This is a genomic window from Rhodococcus sp. MALMAid1271, assembly GCF_049195265.1.
In the GTDB taxonomy this organism is placed as follows: Bacteria; Actinomycetota; Actinomycetes; order Mycobacteriales; family Mycobacteriaceae; genus Rhodococcoides.
In genome coordinates, this window is the sequence record NZ_JBMIRQ010000040.1 from 1 (window position 1) to 22096 (window position 22096).

At 64.9% G+C, this 22096-nt stretch carries 21 protein-coding genes; 5 read left to right on the forward strand and 16 right to left on the reverse strand.

Features of this window, described 5'->3' with window-relative positions; genetic code table 11:
• Nucleotides 1-514: 514 nt before the first annotated feature.
• The 3 genes from ACOQFP_RS02740 to ACOQFP_RS02750 all read left to right on the forward strand — a co-directional run bounded on the left by ACOQFP_RS02740 (nucleotide 515) and on the right by ACOQFP_RS02750 (nucleotide 4732).
• Nucleotides 515-1048: a DUF2231 domain-containing protein gene (locus tag ACOQFP_RS02740; protein WP_421583361.1), complete on the forward strand. Its 534-nt coding sequence runs from the start codon at nucleotides 515-517 to the stop codon at nucleotides 1046-1048.
• Between the two features lie 387 nt (nucleotides 1049-1435).
• Nucleotides 1436-3721, forward strand: coding sequence for an ATP-binding cassette domain-containing protein (locus tag ACOQFP_RS02745; RefSeq protein WP_421583362.1), 2286 nt, complete (start codon nucleotides 1436-1438; stop codon nucleotides 3719-3721).
• Between the two features lie 69 nt (nucleotides 3722-3790).
• A complete protein-coding gene (locus ACOQFP_RS02750; RefSeq protein ID WP_421583363.1) occupies nucleotides 3791-4732 on the forward strand; it encodes an ABC transporter substrate-binding protein in 942 nt (313 codons plus the stop codon).
• A 1-nt stretch (nucleotide 4733) separates the two neighbouring features.
• Here the strand turns inward: ACOQFP_RS02750 and ACOQFP_RS02755 are convergent, their stop codons facing one another.
• Genes ACOQFP_RS02755 through ACOQFP_RS02770 form a run of 4 tightly spaced genes read right to left on the reverse strand, consistent with a single transcriptional unit; the run spans nucleotide 4734 to nucleotide 7502 of the window.
• Nucleotides 4734-5264, reverse strand: a complete 531-nt coding sequence (locus ACOQFP_RS02755) for an LpqN/LpqT family lipoprotein (RefSeq protein ID WP_421583364.1) — start codon at nucleotides 5262-5264, stop codon at nucleotides 4734-4736.
• Entirely contained in the window at nucleotides 5261-6166 is a 906-nt protein-coding gene (locus tag ACOQFP_RS02760) for a hypothetical protein (RefSeq protein WP_421583365.1), read from the reverse strand. The genes ACOQFP_RS02755 and ACOQFP_RS02760 overlap by 4 nt, the downstream gene beginning before the upstream one ends.
• A gap of 32 nt (nucleotides 6167-6198) precedes the next feature.
• On the reverse strand, nucleotides 6199-7194 hold the full coding sequence (locus tag ACOQFP_RS02765) for a hypothetical protein (RefSeq protein WP_421583366.1): 996 nt from the start codon (nucleotides 7192-7194) through the stop codon (nucleotides 6199-6201).
• Between the two features lie 8 nt (nucleotides 7195-7202).
• Complete coding sequence (locus ACOQFP_RS02770; RefSeq protein ID WP_206492892.1) at nucleotides 7203-7502, reverse strand: type VII secretion target; 300 nt, start codon at nucleotides 7500-7502, stop codon at nucleotides 7203-7205.
• Between the two features lie 274 nt (nucleotides 7503-7776).
• Between ACOQFP_RS02770 and ACOQFP_RS02775 the strand changes: the two genes are divergently transcribed.
• Complete coding sequence (locus tag ACOQFP_RS02775; protein ID WP_421583367.1) at nucleotides 7777-8895, forward strand: YbfB/YjiJ family MFS transporter; 1119 nt, start codon at nucleotides 7777-7779, stop codon at nucleotides 8893-8895.
• Here ACOQFP_RS02775 and ACOQFP_RS02780 read toward each other — a convergent pair.
• From ACOQFP_RS02780 to ACOQFP_RS02830, 11 genes are all read right to left on the reverse strand, one after another.
• The gene (locus ACOQFP_RS02780; RefSeq protein WP_421583368.1) at nucleotides 8805-9989 is read right to left on the reverse strand and encodes an XdhC family protein; all 1185 of its coding nucleotides are present in this window, start codon (nucleotides 9987-9989) and stop codon (nucleotides 8805-8807) included. The two genes, ACOQFP_RS02775 and ACOQFP_RS02780, sit on opposite strands and share 91 nt — an antisense overlap.
• A 7-nt stretch (nucleotides 9990-9996) precedes the next feature.
• A complete protein-coding gene (locus ACOQFP_RS02785) occupies nucleotides 9997-10623 on the reverse strand; it encodes an SRPBCC family protein (protein ID WP_421583369.1) in 627 nt (208 codons plus the stop codon).
• A complete protein-coding gene (locus tag ACOQFP_RS02790; RefSeq protein ID WP_421583370.1) occupies nucleotides 10620-11123 on the reverse strand; it encodes a (2Fe-2S)-binding protein in 504 nt (167 codons plus the stop codon). Before ACOQFP_RS02790 ends, ACOQFP_RS02785 begins: the two co-directional genes overlap by 4 nt.
• A complete protein-coding gene (locus ACOQFP_RS02795) occupies nucleotides 11120-13486 on the reverse strand; it encodes a xanthine dehydrogenase family protein molybdopterin-binding subunit (protein WP_341244623.1) in 2367 nt (788 codons plus the stop codon). The genes ACOQFP_RS02790 and ACOQFP_RS02795 overlap by 4 nt, the downstream gene beginning before the upstream one ends.
• On the reverse strand, nucleotides 13483-14334 hold the full coding sequence (locus ACOQFP_RS02800) for an FAD binding domain-containing protein (RefSeq protein ID WP_421583371.1): 852 nt from the start codon (nucleotides 14332-14334) through the stop codon (nucleotides 13483-13485). Before ACOQFP_RS02800 ends, ACOQFP_RS02795 begins: the two co-directional genes overlap by 4 nt.
• Nucleotides 14334-15764 (reverse strand): MFS transporter, encoded by a 1431-nt coding sequence (locus tag ACOQFP_RS02805; protein ID WP_241257537.1) that lies wholly within the window; start codon nucleotides 15762-15764, stop codon nucleotides 14334-14336. The genes ACOQFP_RS02800 and ACOQFP_RS02805 overlap by 1 nt, the downstream gene beginning before the upstream one ends.
• Nucleotides 15761-17020, reverse strand: a complete 1260-nt coding sequence (locus ACOQFP_RS02810; RefSeq protein ID WP_341244621.1) for an FAD-dependent monooxygenase — start codon at nucleotides 17018-17020, stop codon at nucleotides 15761-15763. The genes ACOQFP_RS02805 and ACOQFP_RS02810 overlap by 4 nt, the downstream gene beginning before the upstream one ends.
• A gap of 1 nt (nucleotide 17021) precedes the next feature.
• A complete protein-coding gene (locus ACOQFP_RS02815) occupies nucleotides 17022-18053 on the reverse strand; it encodes a hypothetical protein (RefSeq protein WP_206492898.1) in 1032 nt (343 codons plus the stop codon).
• Complete coding sequence (locus ACOQFP_RS02820; RefSeq protein WP_421583372.1) at nucleotides 18031-18924, reverse strand: carbon-nitrogen hydrolase family protein; 894 nt, start codon at nucleotides 18922-18924, stop codon at nucleotides 18031-18033. The genes ACOQFP_RS02815 and ACOQFP_RS02820 overlap by 23 nt, the downstream gene beginning before the upstream one ends.
• Complete coding sequence (locus ACOQFP_RS02825) at nucleotides 18921-19553, reverse strand: flavin reductase family protein (protein WP_421583373.1); 633 nt, start codon at nucleotides 19551-19553, stop codon at nucleotides 18921-18923. Before ACOQFP_RS02825 ends, ACOQFP_RS02820 begins: the two co-directional genes overlap by 4 nt.
• A 159-nt stretch (nucleotides 19554-19712) precedes the next feature.
• Nucleotides 19713-20747, reverse strand: a complete 1035-nt coding sequence (locus tag ACOQFP_RS02830) for a formamidase (protein WP_421583374.1) — start codon at nucleotides 20745-20747, stop codon at nucleotides 19713-19715.
• A gap of 114 nt (nucleotides 20748-20861) precedes the next feature.
• Here ACOQFP_RS02830 and ACOQFP_RS02835 point away from each other — a divergent pair, with 114 nt between their 5' ends.
• The gene (locus tag ACOQFP_RS02835; protein ID WP_421583375.1) at nucleotides 20862-21917 is read left to right on the forward strand and encodes a LacI family DNA-binding transcriptional regulator; all 1056 of its coding nucleotides are present in this window, start codon (nucleotides 20862-20864) and stop codon (nucleotides 21915-21917) included.
• Here ACOQFP_RS02835 and ACOQFP_RS02840 read toward each other — a convergent pair.
• Nucleotides 21888-22076, reverse strand: a complete 189-nt coding sequence (locus ACOQFP_RS02840) for a PfkB family carbohydrate kinase (protein ID WP_421583376.1) — start codon at nucleotides 22074-22076, stop codon at nucleotides 21888-21890. The two genes, ACOQFP_RS02835 and ACOQFP_RS02840, sit on opposite strands and share 30 nt — an antisense overlap.
• Nucleotides 22077-22096: the final 20 nt, after the last annotated feature.

Sequence of the window (22096 nt, forward strand, 5' to 3'; positions counted from 1 at the left end):
TGCCACCGCCTCGTCCACCACGGTCACTGGCAACTGGCCATGGGCACCGACGGCCACCCCTACGCCATCCCACCCGACACCGTCGACCCCACACGACAACCCATCCCCAGCTACCACCGCCGAAAACAACGAGCCGCCTGAACATCAGCCGCGCATCGATCTCGCACGCGCACCGCACGCTCGCGAGCGCGTCGAACAGCGCGATCCGCGATTTCACGTGGTCGAACCACGCCTTCGCCGACAACGCCTGCGCGCCCCCTGAAGAGGACGACCGCAGTCGCAGCCTCGACCCACCGGCCGTTCGGGGCACACATGACTGCGACGCCTCGGGCGTTTCGCAGCACCCATCGCACACTCGAGGGGACGGTCGAGCGGCCCACCCGGTTCGCCGTCGGACATATCGGTGCCATCGGCGTCGACGACGCGAGTCTCGACGAAGAGAACCTCAACCCATCCACCCCGGGTTTGGCTGCCCTTAGGGTTCGCTCCATGTCATTGGGGCATCCGTCTACGCATGACACTGAAACAAGCCCTCGACAGCCTCGAATCCGCCTCGTTCCTCGATGGAACCAGCAACGCAATCAACGACGTCCTCGCGCCCGCGCTCGACGACACCGGTGTCGGCTCGGCGCTGCGCGGCCGGTGGATCGGGCACCCCATCCACCCCGCACTGGTCAATGTCACCGTCGGCAGTTGGACCCGTGCAGTGGCCCTCGATGTGATCGGTCGCCACTCCAGAGCGAGCAAGTTAGTCATCTCGGTCGGACTCCTCTCGGCACCGGCAGCTATCGCGACCGGCTGGGCGGATTGGTCGACGATGGACACCCGCCAGCGACGGGTAGGGCTGATCCACGCGGCTTCGAACGCGACCGGCGTGTTCCTGTTCCTCGGCTCCTATCTGCGACGCCGGAAGCAGACCGACGGCGCAGCGAAAGTTCTCGCAGCGGTTGGTCTCGCGGCGGCGAGCGTCGGCGGACTGATCGGCGGCCACCTCGCCTACGGCACAACCGGCAGTGACACGGGATCGGTGGGCCAACACCGCGCCTGACCATCGCGATCGAGTCGTCGAACTGCATCGACGCTCGCCACCCCACGCATCCACACTCGCCACCCCACGCATCCACGCTCCGCACCCCACGCATCCGCGCTCGCCACCCCACTCATCCGCGCGCCTTAATCCCAAAACACCCCCGGCTCCGGGAGTAGAAAACCCTCGCAGCCGGAGGCGTGCTCTGCACCCACGGCCGTCACCTCACATCGGAGTTCGACATGGGTCATCACAGGCCAAGGTCCGATGCCCGATGCCCGGGTGGAACCGAAAGACCAGGTCGTCTGCTACGGATCTGATGGACAACGCAATTCCGTACACCGTACGGTAAACTGCGTCCGCCCCGACGAACCAGCGTCCGGGGCGGCGAAAGGCGAATCGAACGCAATGACTCCGGCTCCGCTGTCGACACCTGCCGAGACCCTGTCCACCATCATCGTTCGCGGTGCCCGCGAGAACAATCTCCGTGACATCAGCCTCGATCTGCCCAAACGTTCACTCGTGGTGTTCGCAGGGGTCTCCGGGTCGGGCAAGTCCTCGCTGGTCTTCGACACCATCGCCGCCGAAGCCCAGCGGCAGATCAATTCCACGTTCACCGCGTTCGCGCAGACGTTCCTCCCGTCCTACGGACGCCCCGATGCCGATCTGATCGCCAACCTGTCGGCCGTGGTGATCGTCGACCAGAAGCGCCTGTTCGGCGGACCACGCTCGACGGTCGGCACCATCACCGACATCGGCGACTGGCTACGAATGCTGTGGTCCCGAGCCGTCACTCCCCAGATCGGGTACGCCAACGCGTTCTCGTTCAACGATCCCGCCGGCCTGTGTCCCGAATGCGACGGGCTCGGCGAGGCGAAGATCGTCGACCTCGCCGAGTTGGTGGACGAGACGAGATCCCTGCGCGAGGGGCCGTTCAAGCACCCTGACTTCGAGGTCGGAAAATGGCCGTACCGGGTGTTCGCCGATTCCGGCCTGTTCGATCTCGACGTCCCGATCGAGCAGTACTCGGCCCGCGAGCGTCACATATTCTTCGACGCCACACCCGGCGAAGTCGAGGTGACGAACCCCGACGCCGTGATGAAGAGCTACGAGGGAATCGTCTCTCGGTTCCGGCGCAGTTATCTGGCGAAGGACGCCGATGCGCTCAAGGGCAAGGCCAAGCTCGCGTTCGAGCGCATCGTCACGCGCGGGGTCTGCAAATCCTGCGGCGGCTCCCGCTACAACGAAACCATTCGGGGTGCCACCCTCGAGGGCCTGTCCCTGCCCGACGCGTTCGCCATGCAGGTCTCCGAACTCGCCGATCGCATCGACGGCTGGCAGATCACTGGCCTGGGGACTGTCACCGCGGAAATCGTGACGCAACTGCGCAGACTCGTCGATCTCGGACTCGGCTACCTCAGCCTCGGTCGAGCAACGTCGTCGCTTTCGGGCGGTGAATCGCAGCGCATCAAGATGGTGCGGCACCTCGGAGCCACGCTCAACGACATGCTCTACGTCTTCGACGAACCGACCACCGGGCTCCACCCGCGCGACGTACACCGCCTCGACGACATGCTGCTGGCGCTGCGCGACAAAGGCAACACCGTCCTCGTCGTCGAGCACGATCCGGAGGTGATGGCCATCGCGGACCGCATCGTCGAGATCGGTCCCGGTGCCGGAAAAGCCGGTGGCACAGTGGTGTTCGAGGGTCCTTTCGACGAACTCCGGCGTGCCGACACCAGAACCGGGGCCGCGCTCCGGCGCGAGGGCGTCGAATTACGCACTCCCCGCAGCCCGTCGGGTTGGCTGAGCATCTCCGGTGCCGACACCCACAATCTGCGCGATGTCAGCGTCGACGTGCCGCTCGGTGTCTTGACCGCCGTCACCGGGGTCGCCGGTTCCGGGAAGTCCAGCCTCATCCACGGTCACCTTCGTGAGGTCGCACCGGACGCCGTCATCATCGACCAGGCACCCATCCGCGGATCGCGCCGCTCCTCCCCCGCAACGTATACCGGTCTGCTCGATCCGATTCGCGCCTACTTCGCCAAGAAGACCGGGCAGCCGCCGTCGCTGTTCTCACCCAACTCCGACGGCGCATGCCCCGATTGCCAGGGCAGTGGCGTCATCTTCACCGATCTCGGGTTCACCGACCCGGTGACGAGCACATGTGAGACGTGCCAGGGCAGGAGATTTCGTTCGGGCGCGATCCGGCATACCGTCGACGGCCTCAGCATCGCCGACATCTTCGAGATGTCCGTCGAGGACGCTCAGGACTTCTTCGACGTCAAGAAGATCCGTGAGATTCTCCGGCGGTGTCGGGACGTCGGGCTCGGATACCTCTCGCTCGGCCAGAACCTGTCTTCGCTGTCCGGTGGCGAGCGCCAGCGACTCAAGCTCGCTACCGAACTGGTCGGGTCGTCGCCGGTGCTGGTTCTCGACGAGCCGACGACGGGTCTGCACCCGTCGGACGTGTCGAACCTGATCGCGCTGCTGTCCGGGATGGTCGACGAGGGCAGATCGGTGATCGTCATCGAACACAATCTCGACGTCATCGCCGCCGCCGATTGGGTCATCGACCTCGGCCCCGATGGCGGGCACCACGGCGGATCGATCACCTTCACCGGAACTGTCGACGGGTTGGTGGCCTCGGACACCCACACCGGAAAGTACCTGGCACGCAGCCTGGGGCGATGACCGGTGACCCGATAGTGTTGGCGCTCGAGAGCCCGAGAATGTTCAGGGCCGGAAAATACAGGAGTGGCAGTGCAGCGTCGTTCGGCACGAATTGTTTCAGCAGGGTTCGCGGTTCTCGCGCTCGTCGCGGCCGGGTGTGGCAGCGCGACGACGGACACACCGGCCGCCACCACCACGGCTTCCAACGGGGCATTCCCGAAGACCGTCGAGTCGGGGTCCGACGGCGGCACCGTCACCATCGATGCGATGCCGCGCACGATCGTGTCGCTGAGTCCGACGGCAACAGAGACCCTGTTCGCCGTCGGCGCGGGCGAGCAAGTGGCAGCCGTCGATGATCAGTCGGACTATCCCGCCGATGCGCCGAAGACCGGATTATCGGCGTTCACCCCGAGCCTCGAGGCCATCGTCGCGTACGACCCCGATTTGGTGATCACCTCGACCGATTTGGGCATAGTGACGTCCACGTTGGCCGACGCCGGCATCCCGACGCTGCTGTTGCCGGCCGCGACCAGCCTCGACGACGCCTACTCGCAGATCGAACTCATCGCAGACGCGACCGGTCACGACGCCGAAGGCGAGGCGGTAGTCACGCAGATGCAGGACCGGATCGACGCGGCCGTGGCGAGCGTGCCGTCGCGCGACGAGCCATGGACGTACTTTCACGAACTCGACGACACGTTGTACACGGTGACGAGTGAGAGTTTCGTCGGCCAGATCTACGGCCTGTTCGGCCTGCAGAGCATCGCCGATGGCTCCGACGCCGGCAACTATCCGCAGCTGTCCGCGGAGACGGTGATCACCGCAGATCCCGACGTCATATTTCTCGCCGATGCTCAATGCTGCGGCGTCACAGCTGAATCCGTGGCCGCTCGGCCGGGGTGGGGATCGATGACCGCCGTCCGGGACGGCAGGATCTTCCCGATGGACGAGGACCTGTCCAGTCGATGGGGCCCCCGAATCGCAGATCAGGTGGAGGCCGTGGCCGCCGTGGTTCGGCAGATTCCTGCGTAGCTCACTCGCGCCCGATCCGCACTCCGTCCACGAACTCGTCTGCCAACCCACTCATTCGGTCACGAAGCGAGTCTGCCACGGTGACCGTCGTCTGCACGAGATATTGATCGACGATGTGGTGGACGAGGGTGTAGCGGGTTCGGGCGAAGAGCACGTGCCCATCCCACTCGTACCGACCGGAGATCGAGACCGACGGAAGACCGCAATGCGGGCTCCGATCGTGACTGGCCTCGACCCATCCCGGTAGGGCCCGCGAGTCGCCGAACCCACAGTCCAACAGCACGTGTGGATCGACCGCGCGCGTGAGCTTCCCAACCAAAACCATTGCATTCGGTACGAACCCCTCGGCTGCGTCCTCCGGTGAGCACAGCGCCGCGGTCGCGTGCGGAAAAAGATGCTCGGGTACGACGCCCCACCTCGGCAGTGCCGGTACTTCGAGACCGAACCTGCCGCATTCGCTGCGATGCACCGGGACGAGTTCGACACCGCGCTGCTGCAGGTACGTCTCGATCGACGGTTCCCGCGCAGTCACTGCGCCGAGACCTCGGCTGCCGAGGCAGATGCAGCGCGGTCGGCCCTGATGCGCTCGAGCAGGTTGGGTGGGCGCAACAACTCACGCGCTTCGTCGCGGCCCAGTTGCTCACGAGCCCAGGGGTTGTCGCGGCACCATCGCAGCAGTGCCAACAAAGAGTTCGGTTCGACCTTCTTCTCGCATGCCATGATGACCATCTCTGGTTGATCGGTGCCTGCCGACCGACGCGTCACTCGGATCACCGGCATGCTCTGCCCATTCGGTACCGCCGGATTCGGATGTGCATCCAACTGCAGATCGGCAATGTCATCCCACGGCAGGACCGTCATCTCGCTGGTCACCTTCCACGCGCGGCGTCGATAGATCTCGTGCGCGATGCCTTCGGGGTGCAGAGAGATCCTGGTTCGATTGACGATGACGTAACCCAGGACGAAGAACCCGAGGCAAGCCGGGGCACCCACGAACGTCAGCAACTCCACTTTGGCTTGACGCGGACTGGGCCTGTCGTTTCGAACCACCGCATTGAGCAGGAACAGCATCAGCGCGAGTACCAGCACCATCATCCGCATCAGGAAGTCTCCGCGCCCCGGTATCGATAGTCCCCTCCCGATCCCCTCGACCTGGATCGGTCGTACGAAGCGCGACAATCTCGTCGATCCGAGGCCGGACAACACCACGGTGAGCCCGATGAACACCGCCAACAAGTACACGGTGGCCGACAACCACACCACGGCGGACAGGCTGAGCATCTCGCGAACACGCACTGCGCAGAGAACGACAGACACCATCATCAGAAACAAGCTCGCTACGGCAGCGCACCACCCGAGGTGAATACTGCGCCGTTCTCTCACCCAGACCGGCATCGTCGTCGCAGCAACTCCGGGGTGTGGCATATCGGTCATCGACCTTACGTTCTCCGAGCGCGGGTGGTCCGTCATTTCCAGGCCAGTTCCACGATCTTCGAAACCGCGCTGCAGGCTGCACCGCCGGCCAGGGTTCCCAATGCGATGCCTGCCGCTGCCCCGGCCACCGTGCCAGGACCCGGTATGACCGAACCGCCCGCGCCGCCGACAATTCCGCATGCCCAGGTGACTGCGGTTCCCACCATGAGACCGGCAGCCGTACCCGCCGAATTCACGATGACGGCCTCGGTCGGATCCACACCTTCGTCGATATCTTGGGCGATCGACGGAATCGTTCCGGCTACCGCGCCGAATGCTCCGAGCCCCCGACCGATGTTCCTGGCGACGTCGTCGACGGATCCGACACCGGGAAATTCCAACGCCTTCTTGGTGGCATCCGTCATTCCCCCGATCACCGCCGCCGCTATGGTCGTCGGCCAATCCGGCATCCACGAGAACGACCCATCCGGGTTCTCGACGAACTTCCCGGTCGGGCTGCCGAGAGCAAGCTCGGTCAGCACCTTGGTCGGTTCGGCCAGCTGGTAGGCGGCATCGACCGCGGCCTTCTCCGCCTGCCGCAGAGCGTCCTGGATGTCGGCGGTCAATTGTGCTGCATCGGAACGTAGTTCGTCGGCGCGGCGCACTGCGTCGTCGCCGAGACTGTTCGGGATCAACGCGATCATTCCGTCGGGGTTCACCACTCCGTCGGCCGAGACGGCGAACCCGCTCATCGTCGCGGCCGATACCTGAGCCTGCAGGTGCGTCTTGGCGGCATCGACCATTGACGCTGCGTTCTCGAATGCCCTACCCAGCGAGTCGATCTCGCCACACACCGTGCCCATGCGGGAGCATTCGGCAACCACGCGATCCGCTGCCGCGCCCGCTGCGTCTCCGGTCCACGTCTCGGCCAGCACGTCCTGCTCGTCGAGCACCCCTGCGCGCTGGCGGTCTACTCGCTCGACGATCTCCGCCAATTCGATCATCGTCTTGCGCATCGACTCCGGCTCCCAGCCTTCGACGTGCGGCACCGTCGGAGTCATTTCGGCTGGCCCATCGCAGCAAGACGGCGGGCGAGTTCGTCGTCGGCGATCTCGTAGTTCTGCGCGACGCCGCGGGCGAGGTCTGCGATGCATTCGGCCCGCCCGGCCAGAGCTGCAACAGCCCCCGCTGCTGCGGCGGCGGCCGCGGCGCAGGCTGTGTGAAAGTCACTGCCCGGCACAGCATTCTCCGAAAGTCGGAATGGTGCGAGGACATCGACCTCGCGAATCGCGTCGCCGCTCCCCGACAACACATCCGAGAATCTCCGCAGGATCGCTGGATCCACATTCACTGTCATGACGCTCCCCCGAGTCGTTGCAGGATCGACGCTCGGCGTTCGGCGTCATCGGGTTTGACGCAGCGAGTTCAGGATCGGTTCCATGCCGGCCGGCGGGCGAACTACGTCTGCGAGGTGTTTCGGCCGATCCAGCAACGGGGGTGGCGTCGGTGGCTCGGGTCCGGTTCGACGTCGTTCTCACACCGCAGTGTCGCGGACAGAGGAACAACTCGCCTGCCGGCGACTCGCGGCCGTCCAGTACCGTTGACCCGGCTAACGATCTACGGAGGTCAGGATGAGTGGGCGTCGACTGTCGTTCGCTGCCGCGGCCGGGCTCGCGGCAGCGATGGGTGTCGGGCGATTCGTCTTCACACCGCTACTTCCCATCATGGTCGACGCGGCCGAGGTGACGCCGAGCAGCGGAGCGGTCATCGCGACCGCAAACTACGCCGGCTATCTCGTCGGAGCGATTGCGTTGTCCGTACGTCCCTCGATCAACACGACAATATCGTTCAGGCTCTGGACAATGGTCCTCGTCGCCAGCGAGTTGGCGATGGCTGCAGCGCATTCCACCATCACGTTCTCGGCACTGCGGTTCGTGGCTGGTCTCGCGAGTGCCGCGATCTTCATCGCTTGCGCGAGTACCGTCACCGAACATCGAGCCGCCGGTGCCTCACCGGGCATCGCGTTCGGCGGAGTCGGCGCGGGCATCGCGGCGTCGGGAATTTTGACTCTGGTCCTCGGACCGCACCTGTCCTGGCAGGCGCTGTGGGTGTGCTCGGCGCTCCTGACAGCGATCCTCATCGCACCGGCGTGGACGCTGCGGGTACATTCCGAGGCCGCAACGCGGGCTGTGCCCGGCGATATCGATCGCCGGGCACCGGCCGTGTGGCGGACATTGCTGTTCGCGTACTTCCTCGAGGGTCTCGGCTACATCGTCGTCGGCACCTTTCTGGTGGCTGCCGTCGGTGGTCACGGCAGTACGACGGTGGGCCCGGTGGTGTGGATCGTCGTCGGGCTCGCCGCGATCCCGGCGACGGTACTGTGGCAGGCGATCGCCCGCCGAGCCACCCTGCGGAGCGCTCTGGTGGCAGACTTCGCACTGCAGTCCATCGCCGCAGTTCTGCCCGCTCTGACGGCGAACCCCGTCGCCTCTGTGTTGTCGGCTCTGTTGTTCGGCGGAACGTTCATGGGCATCACGATGCTGACGATGGCCATCGCGCAGACGCTTCCCGTAGGCCGTACTGCAGCAACACTGACTGCGGTCTACGGGCTAGGGCAGGTGCTCGGCCCACTGGTCGTCGCGCCTGCCATCGGCGACTCCTATTCGATCGCGTTCGCGATCGCGACCGCAGTGCTGATCCTCGGAACTGCAGGCGCGGTGCGGGTATCGCAGTCGATCACGCCTCGCTGAGCCGCATCGGCACTGCTGTGTAGCGGACCGTTGCCGTCACGCAAACGTCCACCGGCTCGCCCGTTCGACATCGCCACGATTTCGGCGACGATCGAGAGCGCTGTCTCTCCCGGCGTGCGCCCGCCGAGATCGAGACCGATGGGTGAGGACAACCGAGCCAGCGCGTCGACGCCGATTCCTGTGGCGAGCAGGCGTTCGCGTCGGTCCTCGTGTGTTCGACGGCTCCCCAACACCCCGATGTAACCCGCCGGGGTGCGTACCGCGACGTCCAGCAACGGAACGTCGAACTTCGGATCGTGTGTCAATACGCACAGCGCGGTGGTGCGATCGATCAGGCCGGCTTCCCAGTGCGCAGTGAGGTATTCGTGCGGCCAGGCCACGACCACGTCGTCGGCATGCGGAAACCGTTCGGCCGTGGCGAAGATCGGCCGCGCATCGCACACGACGGTGCGGTATCCCACGATTGCGGCCGCCTGGGCAACGGAATCAGCGAGATCGAGTGCTCCGAAGACGAGCAGCAGCGGCGGAGCCGGAAACGATCGAACGAATATCTCGACGGCTCGGCCGTCGACGTTCACTTCTCGCAGGCCGGATACGCCGTCCCTCAACATGTCTCGGGCGATGACGCCGGCCTGCGTGTCGAGTGCAGGGTGGCCGAGAGTTCCTGTCGCCTCACCGCCGCCGAGCACGAGGTGACCGCTTGCCGCCGCGACGGTCACCTCGGCGACGGCGGATCGAGACATGACCCGCATCAACAACTGTGCGAAGTGCGGGCGAGTCTCGGCGTCGATTCGTTCGACCACGACGTCGACGGTTCCTCCGCAGGTGAGGCCGATGGCGAACGGGTCGTCGACCGCGGCCCCGAACCGCAGCCGATCCCCGACTCCGACCGTCGCCGCCGACACCGCTGCATCGAAGACCGCGCTGTCGACGCACCCTCCGGATACACCGCCCAGAGCTGTACCGTCGCCGTCGACTGCCATGACTGCACCCACATCACGGACGGTGCTGCCGGATGTCGAGACGACGGTGGCCAGGCCGAAGGGCCGTCCGCTGGAGAACCAGGCGTCGAGGGTGGCTGCGAAGTCCAGCATCACGGCCCTACCGTCGCCCGAAGGCCCTGGACACCAGCCAGCCCTCGACCATTCCGGCGAGGAAGATGCCCGCGATCGGTGCGTATTTGCGCATCTGTTCGGGGAGCAGGCTCATCGCGTTCAGTTCGCCGCCCACCGGGCTTGCGACAGCGGTACTCACCGCTGCAGGCGTGGTTGGATCGGTTGTGGCCGAACCACTGAGCAGTGCTCCGAGATTGACGGCGAACTGTTGGAGCACCTTGTTCGAGACCGCAACGATCGCGCCTTTTCCGAACGAGACGATCTTTCCGCTGATCACCAGATCGGTGTTCAGGGTCAACCGCGAACGGTCACCGATCGACTCGACCGCGAGATCGACCTGGGCCTCGGCGTCACCGTTGCCGTGCGAGTCCGCGCCCTTGGCCTCCAGGGTGAGCGTGCGGGTCTCGGCGTCGACCTCGAGGAATCTGATCGTGCCTGCATACGACGCACTGATCGGGCCGACTTTGACCTTGACTCCACCGAGGTAGGTCTCGCCGTCCTTACCGGTGATGGCGGCCCCCGGTACGCACGTGGCCACCTTCTCGACGTCGTTGATCAGTCGGAAAACTTCCTCGGCGGAGGCGTCGATGTCGAGTGTATTGGTCAGTATCACTTACGAACTCCGTTCACACAGCCGGCGCAGCGGCGCTGCTCGGCGCACGAGTCGATGGCCTCGACTATGGTTTGGTACCCGGTACAGCGGCAGTAGTTCGACGCCACCACCTCACGGATCTGTTCCTTGGTGGCATCGGGGTTCTCGGCGAGGTAGCCCTCGGCCAGCATCAGGAATCCCGGTGTGCAGAAGCCGCATTGCAGTCCGTGGTGGTCTGCGAATGCCTGCTGCAGATCGTTCAATGCACCGTCGACGCCGAGTGATTCGACGGTCTCGATCTGTGAATTCTCCACCTGCGCTGCGAAGGTCAGGCACGCGCGGGCCGGCTTACCGTCGATCAGCACGGTGCAGGCGCCGCACACGCCGTGCTCACAGCCGACGTGGGTTCCGGTGAGCTGCAGATCGTGTCGCAGCACGTCGACCAGAGTACGGCGTGGTTCGGTGATCACTTCACGGACAGTGCCGTTGACGCTCAGCTCGATCAGCTGCTTGTTGCTCATGGCCTTCCCTTCGCCAATGCCGCCTGAACTGCGACGGGGGTGATCGGCGTGTCGTTCAGTTCGACTCCGGTGGAACGTAATGCGTCGTTGACGGCGTTGAGCACGGCGGCAGGTGCACCGATCGTGCCACCCTCACCTGCTCCCTTGGCACCGGATTCGGTGAACAGGCAGGGTGTTTCGAGGTGATGGATCTCGATGTCCGGGATTTCGCAGGCAGTGGGCACTTTGTAGTCGATGAAGCTGGCGCACAGAGGATTTCCATGGTCGTCGTACGACACCTGCTCGAACAATGCACCGGCGATGCCCTGGGCGATCCCGCCGCGGCACTGCCCCTCGACGATCTTGGGATTGATGGCGACGCCGCAGTCCTCGACGCACGCGTACTTCAGTATCTCCACCCGTCCGGTGCCCTCGTGCAACTCCACGACGACGCCGTGGGTGGCGTTGGAGAACGTCCCGTCGTTGAACACGTCGAAGCTGGCCGTCGCGGACAGTCCTGGTTCGACGCCCTTCGGTAGCAGTTGCGCCTTCAGGTACGCGACGTCGGCGATGTCCCGGTAGGTGACGTACTTCGAGTGGTCGTCGCGCTGACGGACCCGCCCCGAAGCCAGCTCGACGTTGTCGTCACGGGTCTCGAGCAGGTGCGCCGCGATCTCACACAGTTTGTCTCCCAGTTTGTTCGACGCCAATGCCACAGCACTGCCACCGATGGTGATCGAGCGAGAGGCAAACGACCCGAATCCGTAGGTGATGCGGTCGGTGTCGCCCTGCACGATCTTGACCTGGTCGACCGCGATGCCCAGTCGGTCGGCGACGATCTGCGCCATCGTGGTCTCGTGACTCTGCCCGTGGCTCATCGTTCCGGTGGTCACGACGACGGTGCCGGAGGTGTCCATCCTGACCTCCGAGATGTCGAACCCGGGGACCACGTTCATCTTTCGGGCCGCGAACGCACTGCTGCCGTATCCGGTTCGCTCGCTGAAGCACGAGTATCCGATGCCGATGTGTCGGCCCTCAGCGGTCGCCCGCTCCTGGAAGTCGTACCACCCACCGTCTCGTAGCGTCTGCTCGCACAAGTTCAGCGCCTCGAGGTACGAGCCCGGGTCGTAGGTGATGTTGTTGACGCCGGTGTACGGGAAAGCGGTGATGACGTTGCGCCGCCTGATCTCCACTGCGTCGAGCTGCAGTTCACGAGCCGCTCGCTCGAACAGTCGCTCCATCACCATGACGTACTGCGGCCGGGACACCCCGCGATACGGCGCGGTCGGTGCCTTGTTGCTGAACACCGAACGACCCCGCACTCGGTACGCCGGAACCTGATACACCCCCGGCATTTCCGCCGAGGCCATGAGCGGCTCGATGCCCGCTGTGAAGGGGTAGCAGGAGTACGCACCCATGTCGCACACGACATCTGCGTCGACACCGAGGATGTGTCCCTCGGCGTCGAATGCCGCCCGCACGTCGTACTGCTGTTCGCGTGCCAGGAAGGATGCCGTCAGGGCATCCTTGCGATCCTCGATCCACTTGATCGGGCGACGAAGTTTCAATGCCGCTGCGGCGACGGCGATCTCCTCGCGACCGACGACGCACTTCTGCCCGAACCCACCGCCCATGTCGGGCACGACCACCCGAACCTGACGTTCGTCGAGACCGAGGCACCGTGCGGTGACGGTACGGACCTGGTGCGGGACCTGCGTACAGATGTACATGATCAGCTGCTCGTCGCGGTCGTCCCAGTACGCGATGCACCCGCGTGTCTCGAGCGGAAGTGCGTTCTGGCGGCCGGTCCTCGAGTGCACCGAGACCACGGTGTGCGCGCCGTCGAAGATCTCGTCGATTCCGTCACTGGCAAACATCTGTACGTCGACGACGGTGTTGTTCGGAACCGAATCGTGAACCAGAGGCACGCCCTCGGACATGGCCTGATCTGCGGAGGTGACGGCGGTGACGGCCCGGTACGACACCCGGGCTGCCTCGAGCCCGTCCTCGACGAGGTAGGCATCGTCGGCGAGGACGATGGCCAGCGGCTCGCCGACGTAGCGGACCACGTCGTGTGCGAGGACCGGCATATCGGTGGGTACGAATTCGCTGAGTGGACGGGACAATTCGGCACGGATCGGCTGCAGGTCCAAGTCCGCCGCAGTGAAGACGCCGCGCACACCCTCGACTCCGGCGACATCACCGACGTCCAGACCGGTGATCGATCCGGCTGCGACGGTGCTGCGTACGAATTGAGCATGCAGCATTCCCGGTATCGCGATGTCGTCGACGAATCGGGCTCGGCCGGTGAGCAATCGCGGGTCTTCGCGGCGTGCGACCGAGGTGCCGACGAATTTCGGCGTGAGAAGCTGATCGACGCTCACGTGGGCACTCCCTGCGAGACCAGTGCGTCGCTGCAGGCTTCCGCGACCAACGTGCGCACCAGGGTGCGACGGTATTCGGCGGTGACCATGCCCTCGTCCTCCAGTTCCAATGATTGCGCCGCGGCGTCCGCACAATCGGCGAACGTTCCACCGCCGGCGAGCACAGCCTCGCTTGCCGGAGATCGCATCGGGCTCGCGCCGACCCCCGCGAGGGCGACGCGTCCGCCGGAGACGGCGACGCCGTCGAGATCGAGGGAGACTGCTGCGCCCACTATCGCGAAATCTCCCTGCCGCTCGGCATATTCGGTCACCGCAGCGTGCGGCGCCGGGTTCGGGAACACGATCTCGACGATCATCTCGTCGAACGCGAGATCGGTCGAGTAGTACCCGAAGAAGAACGAGTCGGACTCCACAGTTCGACGCCCCCGCACGCTCTCGACGACGATACGGGCGTCGAGCAGGACGGCGAGCAAGCACCATTCTGCAGTGGCGTCCGCGTGGGCGATGCTGCCTCCGACCGTGCCGCGTGTACGAATCGGGTAGTGCCCCACCCACCGCATGGCATCACGCAGAACAGCGAAGTCCGTTCCCACGTCGCCGGATTCGACGTCATGGTGGGTGGTGAGCGCGCCGATGTGCAGGCCGTCCGATTCTCGGCGGATGTAGCGCAGCGCGCTCAGCGCACCCACGTCGACCAGATGCCCCGGCCGGGCGAGGCGGAAGTTCATCATGGCGACCAGAGACTGACCCCCGGCGATGATCTTCGCGTCCTCGCCCAACTCCGCCAGCAGCCGCACTGCACCCGAGACGTCGCGCGCCCGGTGGTAGTCGAACTGTGCGGGCTTCATCAGACCCGTGCCTCGCCTGCAACTACCTCGGCGGGTTCGTCGACGAGTGTGTCCAGTTCGCGTCCCTTGGTCTCCGGTGCGAAATACGCCATCCAGATCACCGCGAACAACACGAAAGCAGTGACGATGCCGAAGGTCAACGGAAGACCCAGGATCGGCCACATGACGGATCCGAAGAGCAGTGGCGCGAAGCCCGTGGCCACCCGACTGACCGAGGATGCGTACCCGAAACCCGAGGCGCGGATGCTGGTGGGGTACAGCTCGGAGACGTAGCAGTAGAGCACCGGGATGGTGAGCTGAATGACGAACCCGAAGATGCCGAGCCAGATCAGCGCAGCCGACTGAATGTCGAGCATGACGGCGAACATGACCAGCGCACTACCCGCGATCGGACCGGACAGCCCGATGACCCACTTGCGGCCGAAGATCTCCACGATGAACGCCGAGGTGAGCACACCGACGATACCGACTCCGGTCATGAGCGTCGTACCGGCGAAAGCTGCGAACTCCCCGTAGCCCTCGGCGCGCAGAATGGACGGCATCCAGCTCAGGGCTGCGTAGTAGAGCAGCATGATCGACACGAACAGCATCCAGGCTGCGGCGGTGATCCGGGGGCTGTAGCGCCAGACCGATTTCAACTGCGTCAGAGCAGCTTTCATCCCACCGGCACCCTTCGGTGCCGTATCCGCGACGATCACGTACTCGACGGCCTCGGATCCGGTGCGTGTCACCATGTCGTCGATGACGGCGCGGGCCTCGTCTTCTCGGCCGACCTTGGCCAGGTATATCGGTGACTCCGGGATGCCGCGTCGCACCCAGAACAGCAGCAGCGCAGGCAGAACCATGAACAGCAGCATGTAGCGCCAGCGAACGTCACCGTCGATCGGGACCAGAAGTGTTGCCACGACGCCGCAGACGGTGGCACCGATCGGCCACCAGACGTCCATCGCGGACAGTATCTTGCCGCGAATGCGGCGTGGTGAGAATTCGCTGACCAAAGCGTAGTCCACCGGGATGCAACCGCCGAGGCCGAACCCGGCAAGGAACCGCAGGATGATGAAGATCTCGAAGTTCGGCGCGAAGGCACCGAGGACCGAGAACAGCGCGAAGATCAACAGCGTCAACGAGAATGCACGTTTTCGCCCGACTCGGTCGGCGATCGTTCCCCACACGACGGCACCGACGGCCATGCCGATCAGATTGCCGGTGGCGACGAGCCCGCGCTCGGCCTGGGACAGATCCCAGTAGGTCCCGAGAAGCGGAGTCAAGAAGCCGTTCAGCGCCACGTCCCAGGCGTCGAACATGTAACCCAACCCGCCGATGATGAAGATCTTGCCCTGCACACCCCATTTCCAGGGGAGTTCCTGTACTACCTGATCACCAGTCTTCATCGCAGCCTCCGGCGCGGTGTTGTGGTCCGAAGTGGTCATCGGACGAACGAGTAATGGAATTTCTCGTCGTCGCTGTCGTCGAGCGGAGTACCGCTCCACAGCCAGTCGTACGAGATGTCGGACTCCCCATCGAACGACGCCAGTGTCGCGTCCCGCTTCTGTTGCTCGGGTCCATCGGGTATGTGATAGAAGGTCTTGTTCTGCAGGCTCGCGTCCTGGACCATCCGCGCGTGCCGGGCTCGGCGAAAGACATAGCGCGCCAACGCGTCGTCGATTCCGCTCGAGGTGACCTTCGCGAGTTCCTCGGCGAGCACTGCCGCATCTTCCATCGCCTGCGACGCGCCCTGCGCCTGATACGGCAGCATGGCGTGGCACGCGTCGCCCAGCAACGCGACGCGGCCGTCGGTCCAGCGAGGATCAGGTCTGCGGTAGTAGAGCGCCTGGCACAGCACGTTCTCGTCGGCCTTCGACAACATCGCGTGGGCGCGGTCGTCCCAGTCCGGGAACGTCCCCATCAGTTCCTCGGGCCCGACGAGCCGAGGTCCGCCGTCGCGAACCTCGTCGGTGCACGGTGCCAGCGCAACGACATTGAGATATTCACCGTTGCGAATCATGTAGTGCACCAGGTGTCGGTCGGGCCCGTACCAGATGGTGCTCTGGTATCGATCGACGAGCCAGCGTGTGGCCGGATCCTTGACGATCCGATCGCCGGGAATGAGTGCGCGGTAGGCCATTTCACCGGAGAACACCAGAGTATCGGGCAGACCGATCAGATCGCGTACCGTCGAGCGGATTCCGTCGGCTCCGATGAGCAGGTCCGATTCGTACCGCCGTCCCGCTTCGGTGACCGCGACGGGCCGCATCGGGTTGGTCCGGTCGACCTCGACGACCTTCGCGTCGGTCTCGAACACCACGACCGGGCCGGGCCCCTCGGGGTCGAGGCACTGAGCGTGGATCGCAGAGTGCAGGTCTGCACGGTGGTAGTGCCAGTACGGCGCGTTGAAGGTCTTCTTGCAGTATTCGCCGAGCGCGGTGAGAGCGATGACCTTGCCGTTCTCCCAGCGCCTGCGCACCTGATCCATCGGTTCGGTCTTGATCGCTTCGAGCTTCTCGCGCATACCGAGGGCAATGAGGACGCGGCTTGCGTTCGGTGCGGTCTGAATCCCTGCTCCCACCTCACCGAGCTCGGCAGCGGCTTCGAGGACCGTCACCTGGATTCCTCTGTGCCTCAGCGAGAGCGCCGCGGTCAGCCCGCCGAGGCCGCCCCCTGCGACGACCACTTCGATCGGTGCCATGTCAGTTCTCCACCAATCGACCTTCGGTGACGACATCGATGCCGTCGATGGATACGGTGCAGGCACGCATTCCGATGTCGAGGTGTGCGTAGGAGTCTCGGCCGAGTACGGGGTGCGGGCCGGTGGACCACAGGAAGCTGCCGGCGAAAGCGCGGGCGTCCATACCCATGATGTCGTCCTTGCCGTACATCGCGGCAGCGAACCAGTCGCCGGTCTTCATCAATCCCCAGCCCATGTGGGACAGGTAGCGGGCCCACTTGTCGTTGGAGTCGGCGAAGAACATGTTGAGCAGAGCCGCCTCCGCGCCGCCGGTGACCTCGTCGATGTGTCCGTTGGTGACGGTCAGTGTCGTCGTGTCGCGGACGAACTCCTTGAACGGCAGCAGGATGTCGCCCTCGGACAACACGATCCGTCCGTTGGAGATCTCCGGCCAACACAGCACCATGGTGGACGGCCAGTGGTCCCAGCGTCCCTTGTCGTCGGCGAAGCCCACCTGGAACTCGGGCTGCGAATTGCTCAGCTGAACGGTGAGATCGGTGCCGGCCTCGTTGGTGATGCGCATGGTCGAACCGTTGCGGATCAGATCCACACCGGCCTGTACCCGTTCCTTGTCCCCGTCCTGCGGCATGTTCCTGATGAGCACGTCCGGCGCGTCGCACACGAAGATGATGCGCGTTCCGGCGGCCAGTATCTCCTGCTGGATGGGGGCGTGGATGAAACCCTCACTGGTCAGATCGACCACGAGATCGGCTCCCTTGAGCATGTCCTGGGCGACCGAACTGTTCATCACCGACACGAGACCGGGGCCGGCACCGGTGTGGGTGCTCGGCATCGGTGCCGGACTGCCGCCGGGAACGGTGGCCGACAGTACTTGTGCGCCCAGGCTCTGGGCCGCCCCGAAGGCAGCCGACACGTAGTCCCCGCGGCTCGACGGCTCCGCGAGAATCACCACCTGCTCTCCGGGCCGAACTTTGCACAGCTCGAGCTGACGGGTGAACGCGCGCAGGAGATCAGCTGATCGCAGATCGAACATCTCGGTTCCTCTCATGAGGGTTCTCGGTTGACTCGTTGTCGGTGATTCCGCCCAGGCGGGCAAGGTCTTTCAGATATGGAACTTCGTCGCGCGCGTCGAGCAACTCGCGGCGAGTCACCGTTGCCGACACCGAGCCGATGCTTTCGTCCATCTCGACGATGGTGCGCCCCTGCGGTCCGACGATGACGCTGTGGCCCGCGAACCGTGGGCCGTCCCCGGTCTGTCCGGTGAGTCCGGCGGCTGCGACGACGACGCCGTTCTCGAGTGCTCGCGAGCGGGTGAGCAGTTTCCATACGTGCAAACGGACGTGTCCGAAGGCCGACGGTACGGCGATCACATCGGCCCCTCGTTGGACGAGATCGCGGACCGTCTCGGGAAACCCGGCCTCGTAGCAGACCACGACCCCGATGCTGCCGAACGGAGTGCTGACCAGCAGCCCGCTCTCCGCACCGGGCGTGAACACCGTTTTCTCCCGATCCCACAGAAAGCGCTTGTGCCCCAACGCGAGCAGGCCGTCCGGACCCACGACGAGCGAGCTGTCGAACACTACTCCGGCGCTGTCGCGGAACACGATCGCTGTCACCAGAACCGTGTCGGTCTCGACAGCGAGCTCGCCGAGCGCGACCGAAGTGGGGCCGGGCACCGACTCGGCCAGCGCCTCGACACCGTCGAGATCGTAACCGCTGGCGAACAATTCGGGCAGCACGATGATCTTGGATCCACCGGCGGCGAGCGTTCGCACTTGCGCACTCACTGCGTCGATGTTCTGCTGCCAGGCTCCGACCCGCGAACCTGTCTGCACCACGGCGATATCGAACGTATCGACAACCGTGTCGGTGGCGATGCCGCGCGGACGGGCCGAGGTCGTCACTGCGCCACTCGATTCATGTCGGTGGTGTAGAACGGGCCCGCCAACCTGCCGAGGAATCGGTGCTCGAGTGTGTCGACGTGCAGATCCTCGGTGAGCACCCCTGGCCGGCTGGTCACGGTGGTGACGGTACCGAGCACCAGGGTGTCGGATCCGAGCGCGATTTCCTGCAGAGTCCGGCATTCCAGCGAGACAAGGGATTCGAGGACCGACGGGGCCGCGACGGATAGCGATGGAATTGCCGTCATGTTCGAGAGCTCGAACTCGTCGACGTCCGCATCGACGGTGGCGAAACTCGCGGTCACCGCATTCACGGTTTCGGCGGCCGGAATGTTGACGACGAATTCGCCGGTCTCTCGGATGTTGACCAAGGTGTCCTTGAACTCGCCCGGGAATCCGATGCGCTCGCCGATGGAGATCATCAGCGTGGCCGGGTTCCGCGACGCGACATTGAAGAAACTGAACGGTGCCAGGTTGCGAACGCCGTCACCCGACACCGTGGAGATCCACGCGATCGGACGAGGCTGCACCGCACAGGACAGCAATTTGTACACCTCCGCCGCCGACATCGAGTCGATGTCGTGGCGGGTGCGATCCGTGAGCTCCAGAGAGTCGCCTACCTGGGAAGTCATCGACACGAGCCTTCTTTCGCTTGCTGTGCAACCGGTCGTGCAACCGATTGCGTTGCTCTGACGATAGAGGGATTTCGCGCTCGATGTCGAGCTTTGGGCGACAAATCCGAAACCAATTAATAGCGCCGTTACACGGGCACCGGCTGCGTAACCTGCGCCTTACTCGCCGCGCAACCCGGCCCTGGCCGTGTCGATCGGACTGCCGGTTCGGCGCGGAGGTCCGTACCCCTCCGACGTCCCGTCCACGATGCGCACCTCGTCCTCCCACGGAACTCGGTAGGTTCCGTTGGCCAGGTCGCGAACGTAGGTGTACGGGCAATCGCGTGCCCCACCGTCGAGCGCGGTGTACCCACGATGGCCCAGTTGGTAGATGTTGTTCTCCACTCCCCACCCGCGACGTGCCGCATCGGCCCGGGCCGGCTCGATCGACACGGTCACCACCCGATCGGGTGTGGAGTCGCCGCGCTCGATGATCGTTCCTTCGTAGTCGCACACCATCGCCTCGCCCATCGACGGGATGCCATTGCCGTCCTCTCCCGCCAGACACACCGAAGCCGTGTACGCCAGATTATGGAAGGCATTGGCCTCGTTGGTGATACGCCAGGACTGCCGCAGCGGAAACTTGTACCCGGCCGTCCGCAGCAGCACGTTGGCACCGCGGTAACTCGCCTCACGCGCCATCTCGGGGAACATTCCGTCGTGGCAGATCAACAGCGACAGCACCGATCCCTTGGGCCCCGGGCAGACCGGCAGGCCGATATCGCCCGGCTCCCAGGGCTCCTTGGGCGTCCACGGGTGGAGTTTGCGGACGTACAGCGCGATCTCACCTCGGTCGTCGACGATGATTCCGGAGTTGAACGGCGCGCCGCCGGGGTTGCGTTCCATGATGCTGAAGCACCCCCACACGTTCGACTCACGGCATGCATCGCGCAATCGCTCCACCTGCGGACCGTCCATGTCACACATCACCTCGTCGGACGCCCACGAGGACTTGCGAAGCCCGTGCAGCGAGTACTCCGGGAACACCACGAGGTCGAGAGCCCCGAACCCGGCCTTGGCCTCGCGCAACTGCCTGCACACACGATCGGTCGTCGCGTTCACATCGTCCATACTCGTGATCAGCGGGACCTGCTGCTGAACCAGGCCGAGCGTGAGCGACGTCGGCGTCGGATTGAGACCACCCAAACCTGTCATCGATTATCCGTTCCTCGAAGGGGCAACTTGTTGCGCAAACGATTGCGCACGGTGCTAGCTTAGGGGTCATCAGGGGTCGGGGCAGCGCCGACGGAGGATCGAGGGGAACCGCCAGTGGACAGCACTACATCGGGGAGCGTCACGCTCAAGACGGTCGCAGCCGCTGCGGGAGTACACGTCTCGACCGTGTCCCGAGCTCTGCGCCGCGTTGCGCTCGACCCGGCCGGTGCCAGCGCCGGAGATCTGCGGCTGTTCGAGTTGGCCCGCGAGATGGACTACGTCCCCAACCCCAACGCGGCGAGCTTGACCACCAAGAAGTCCACCGCGTTCGGAGTCCTCGTCCCGCGATTGACCGACGTGGTGCTCTCGGCGATGTACGACGCCATCGAGGAGACAGCGAACCGGGCCGGCTACGAGACGTTCGTCGCCAACACCCACGACGATCCGATTCAGCAGCGCCGACGCATCGATCTGCTGCTCGGCCGCAATGTCGACGGACTCATCTTCGGCGACGCCCGTCTCGACAGCGAGAACCTCGAGGACCTCCACCGCCGGGGCATCAAGTTCGTCCTCATCAGCCGTCGATACCCGGGCATGACCTCGGTGACGTGCGACGACCATCGGGGCGGATATCTCGCCGGCGAGCACCTGGCCGGACTCGGCCACACCCGAGTGGGGATCGTGTCCGGCCCGGCGTGGGCCAGCACCGGAATCGACCGATTGGAAGGCTGCCGAGCTGCCCTCCGCGATGTGGGCATCGACGTTCCGGACGCGTACGTTCGGGAAGAAGGCTTCGATCCCGAGGCCGGACGACGCGGGGCCACAGCACTTCTGGCATTGCCGACACCTCCGACGGCCATCTTCGCAACCAACGATTTCAGCGCCATCGGAGTCCTCGGTGTTCTGCGCGAAGCGCACTTGCAGCCGGGAAGGGACATCGCCGTCGTCGGCTACAACGACATCTCGATCTGCAGCGAACTGACGGTACCCCTGACGACAATTCACAGTCCGCACCGCGAAATCGGCACACGCGCAGCCGAAATGCTGCTGGCCGTCACTCACGGACTTCCGGTGTCCTCGACGACACTCACGCCGACGCTGGTCGTCCGTGACTCCACGGTTCCGGGACGAAGTGCACCCTCACCCTCCGACCAGCGCGTCGGTACGTGATCGAATCGGGGCCGTCGCCGGTCCACGCTCGGTGACGGCAAGCGCTGCAGCGGCATTCGCCCGCAGCGCCGCCTCGTAGAGGCCCAGTCCGCGCGACAGTCCCGCCAACAACACACCGGCGTGCGCGTCGCCTGCACCGTTGGAGTCGACCGCCTGCACCGCGAACCACCGATGCCCCG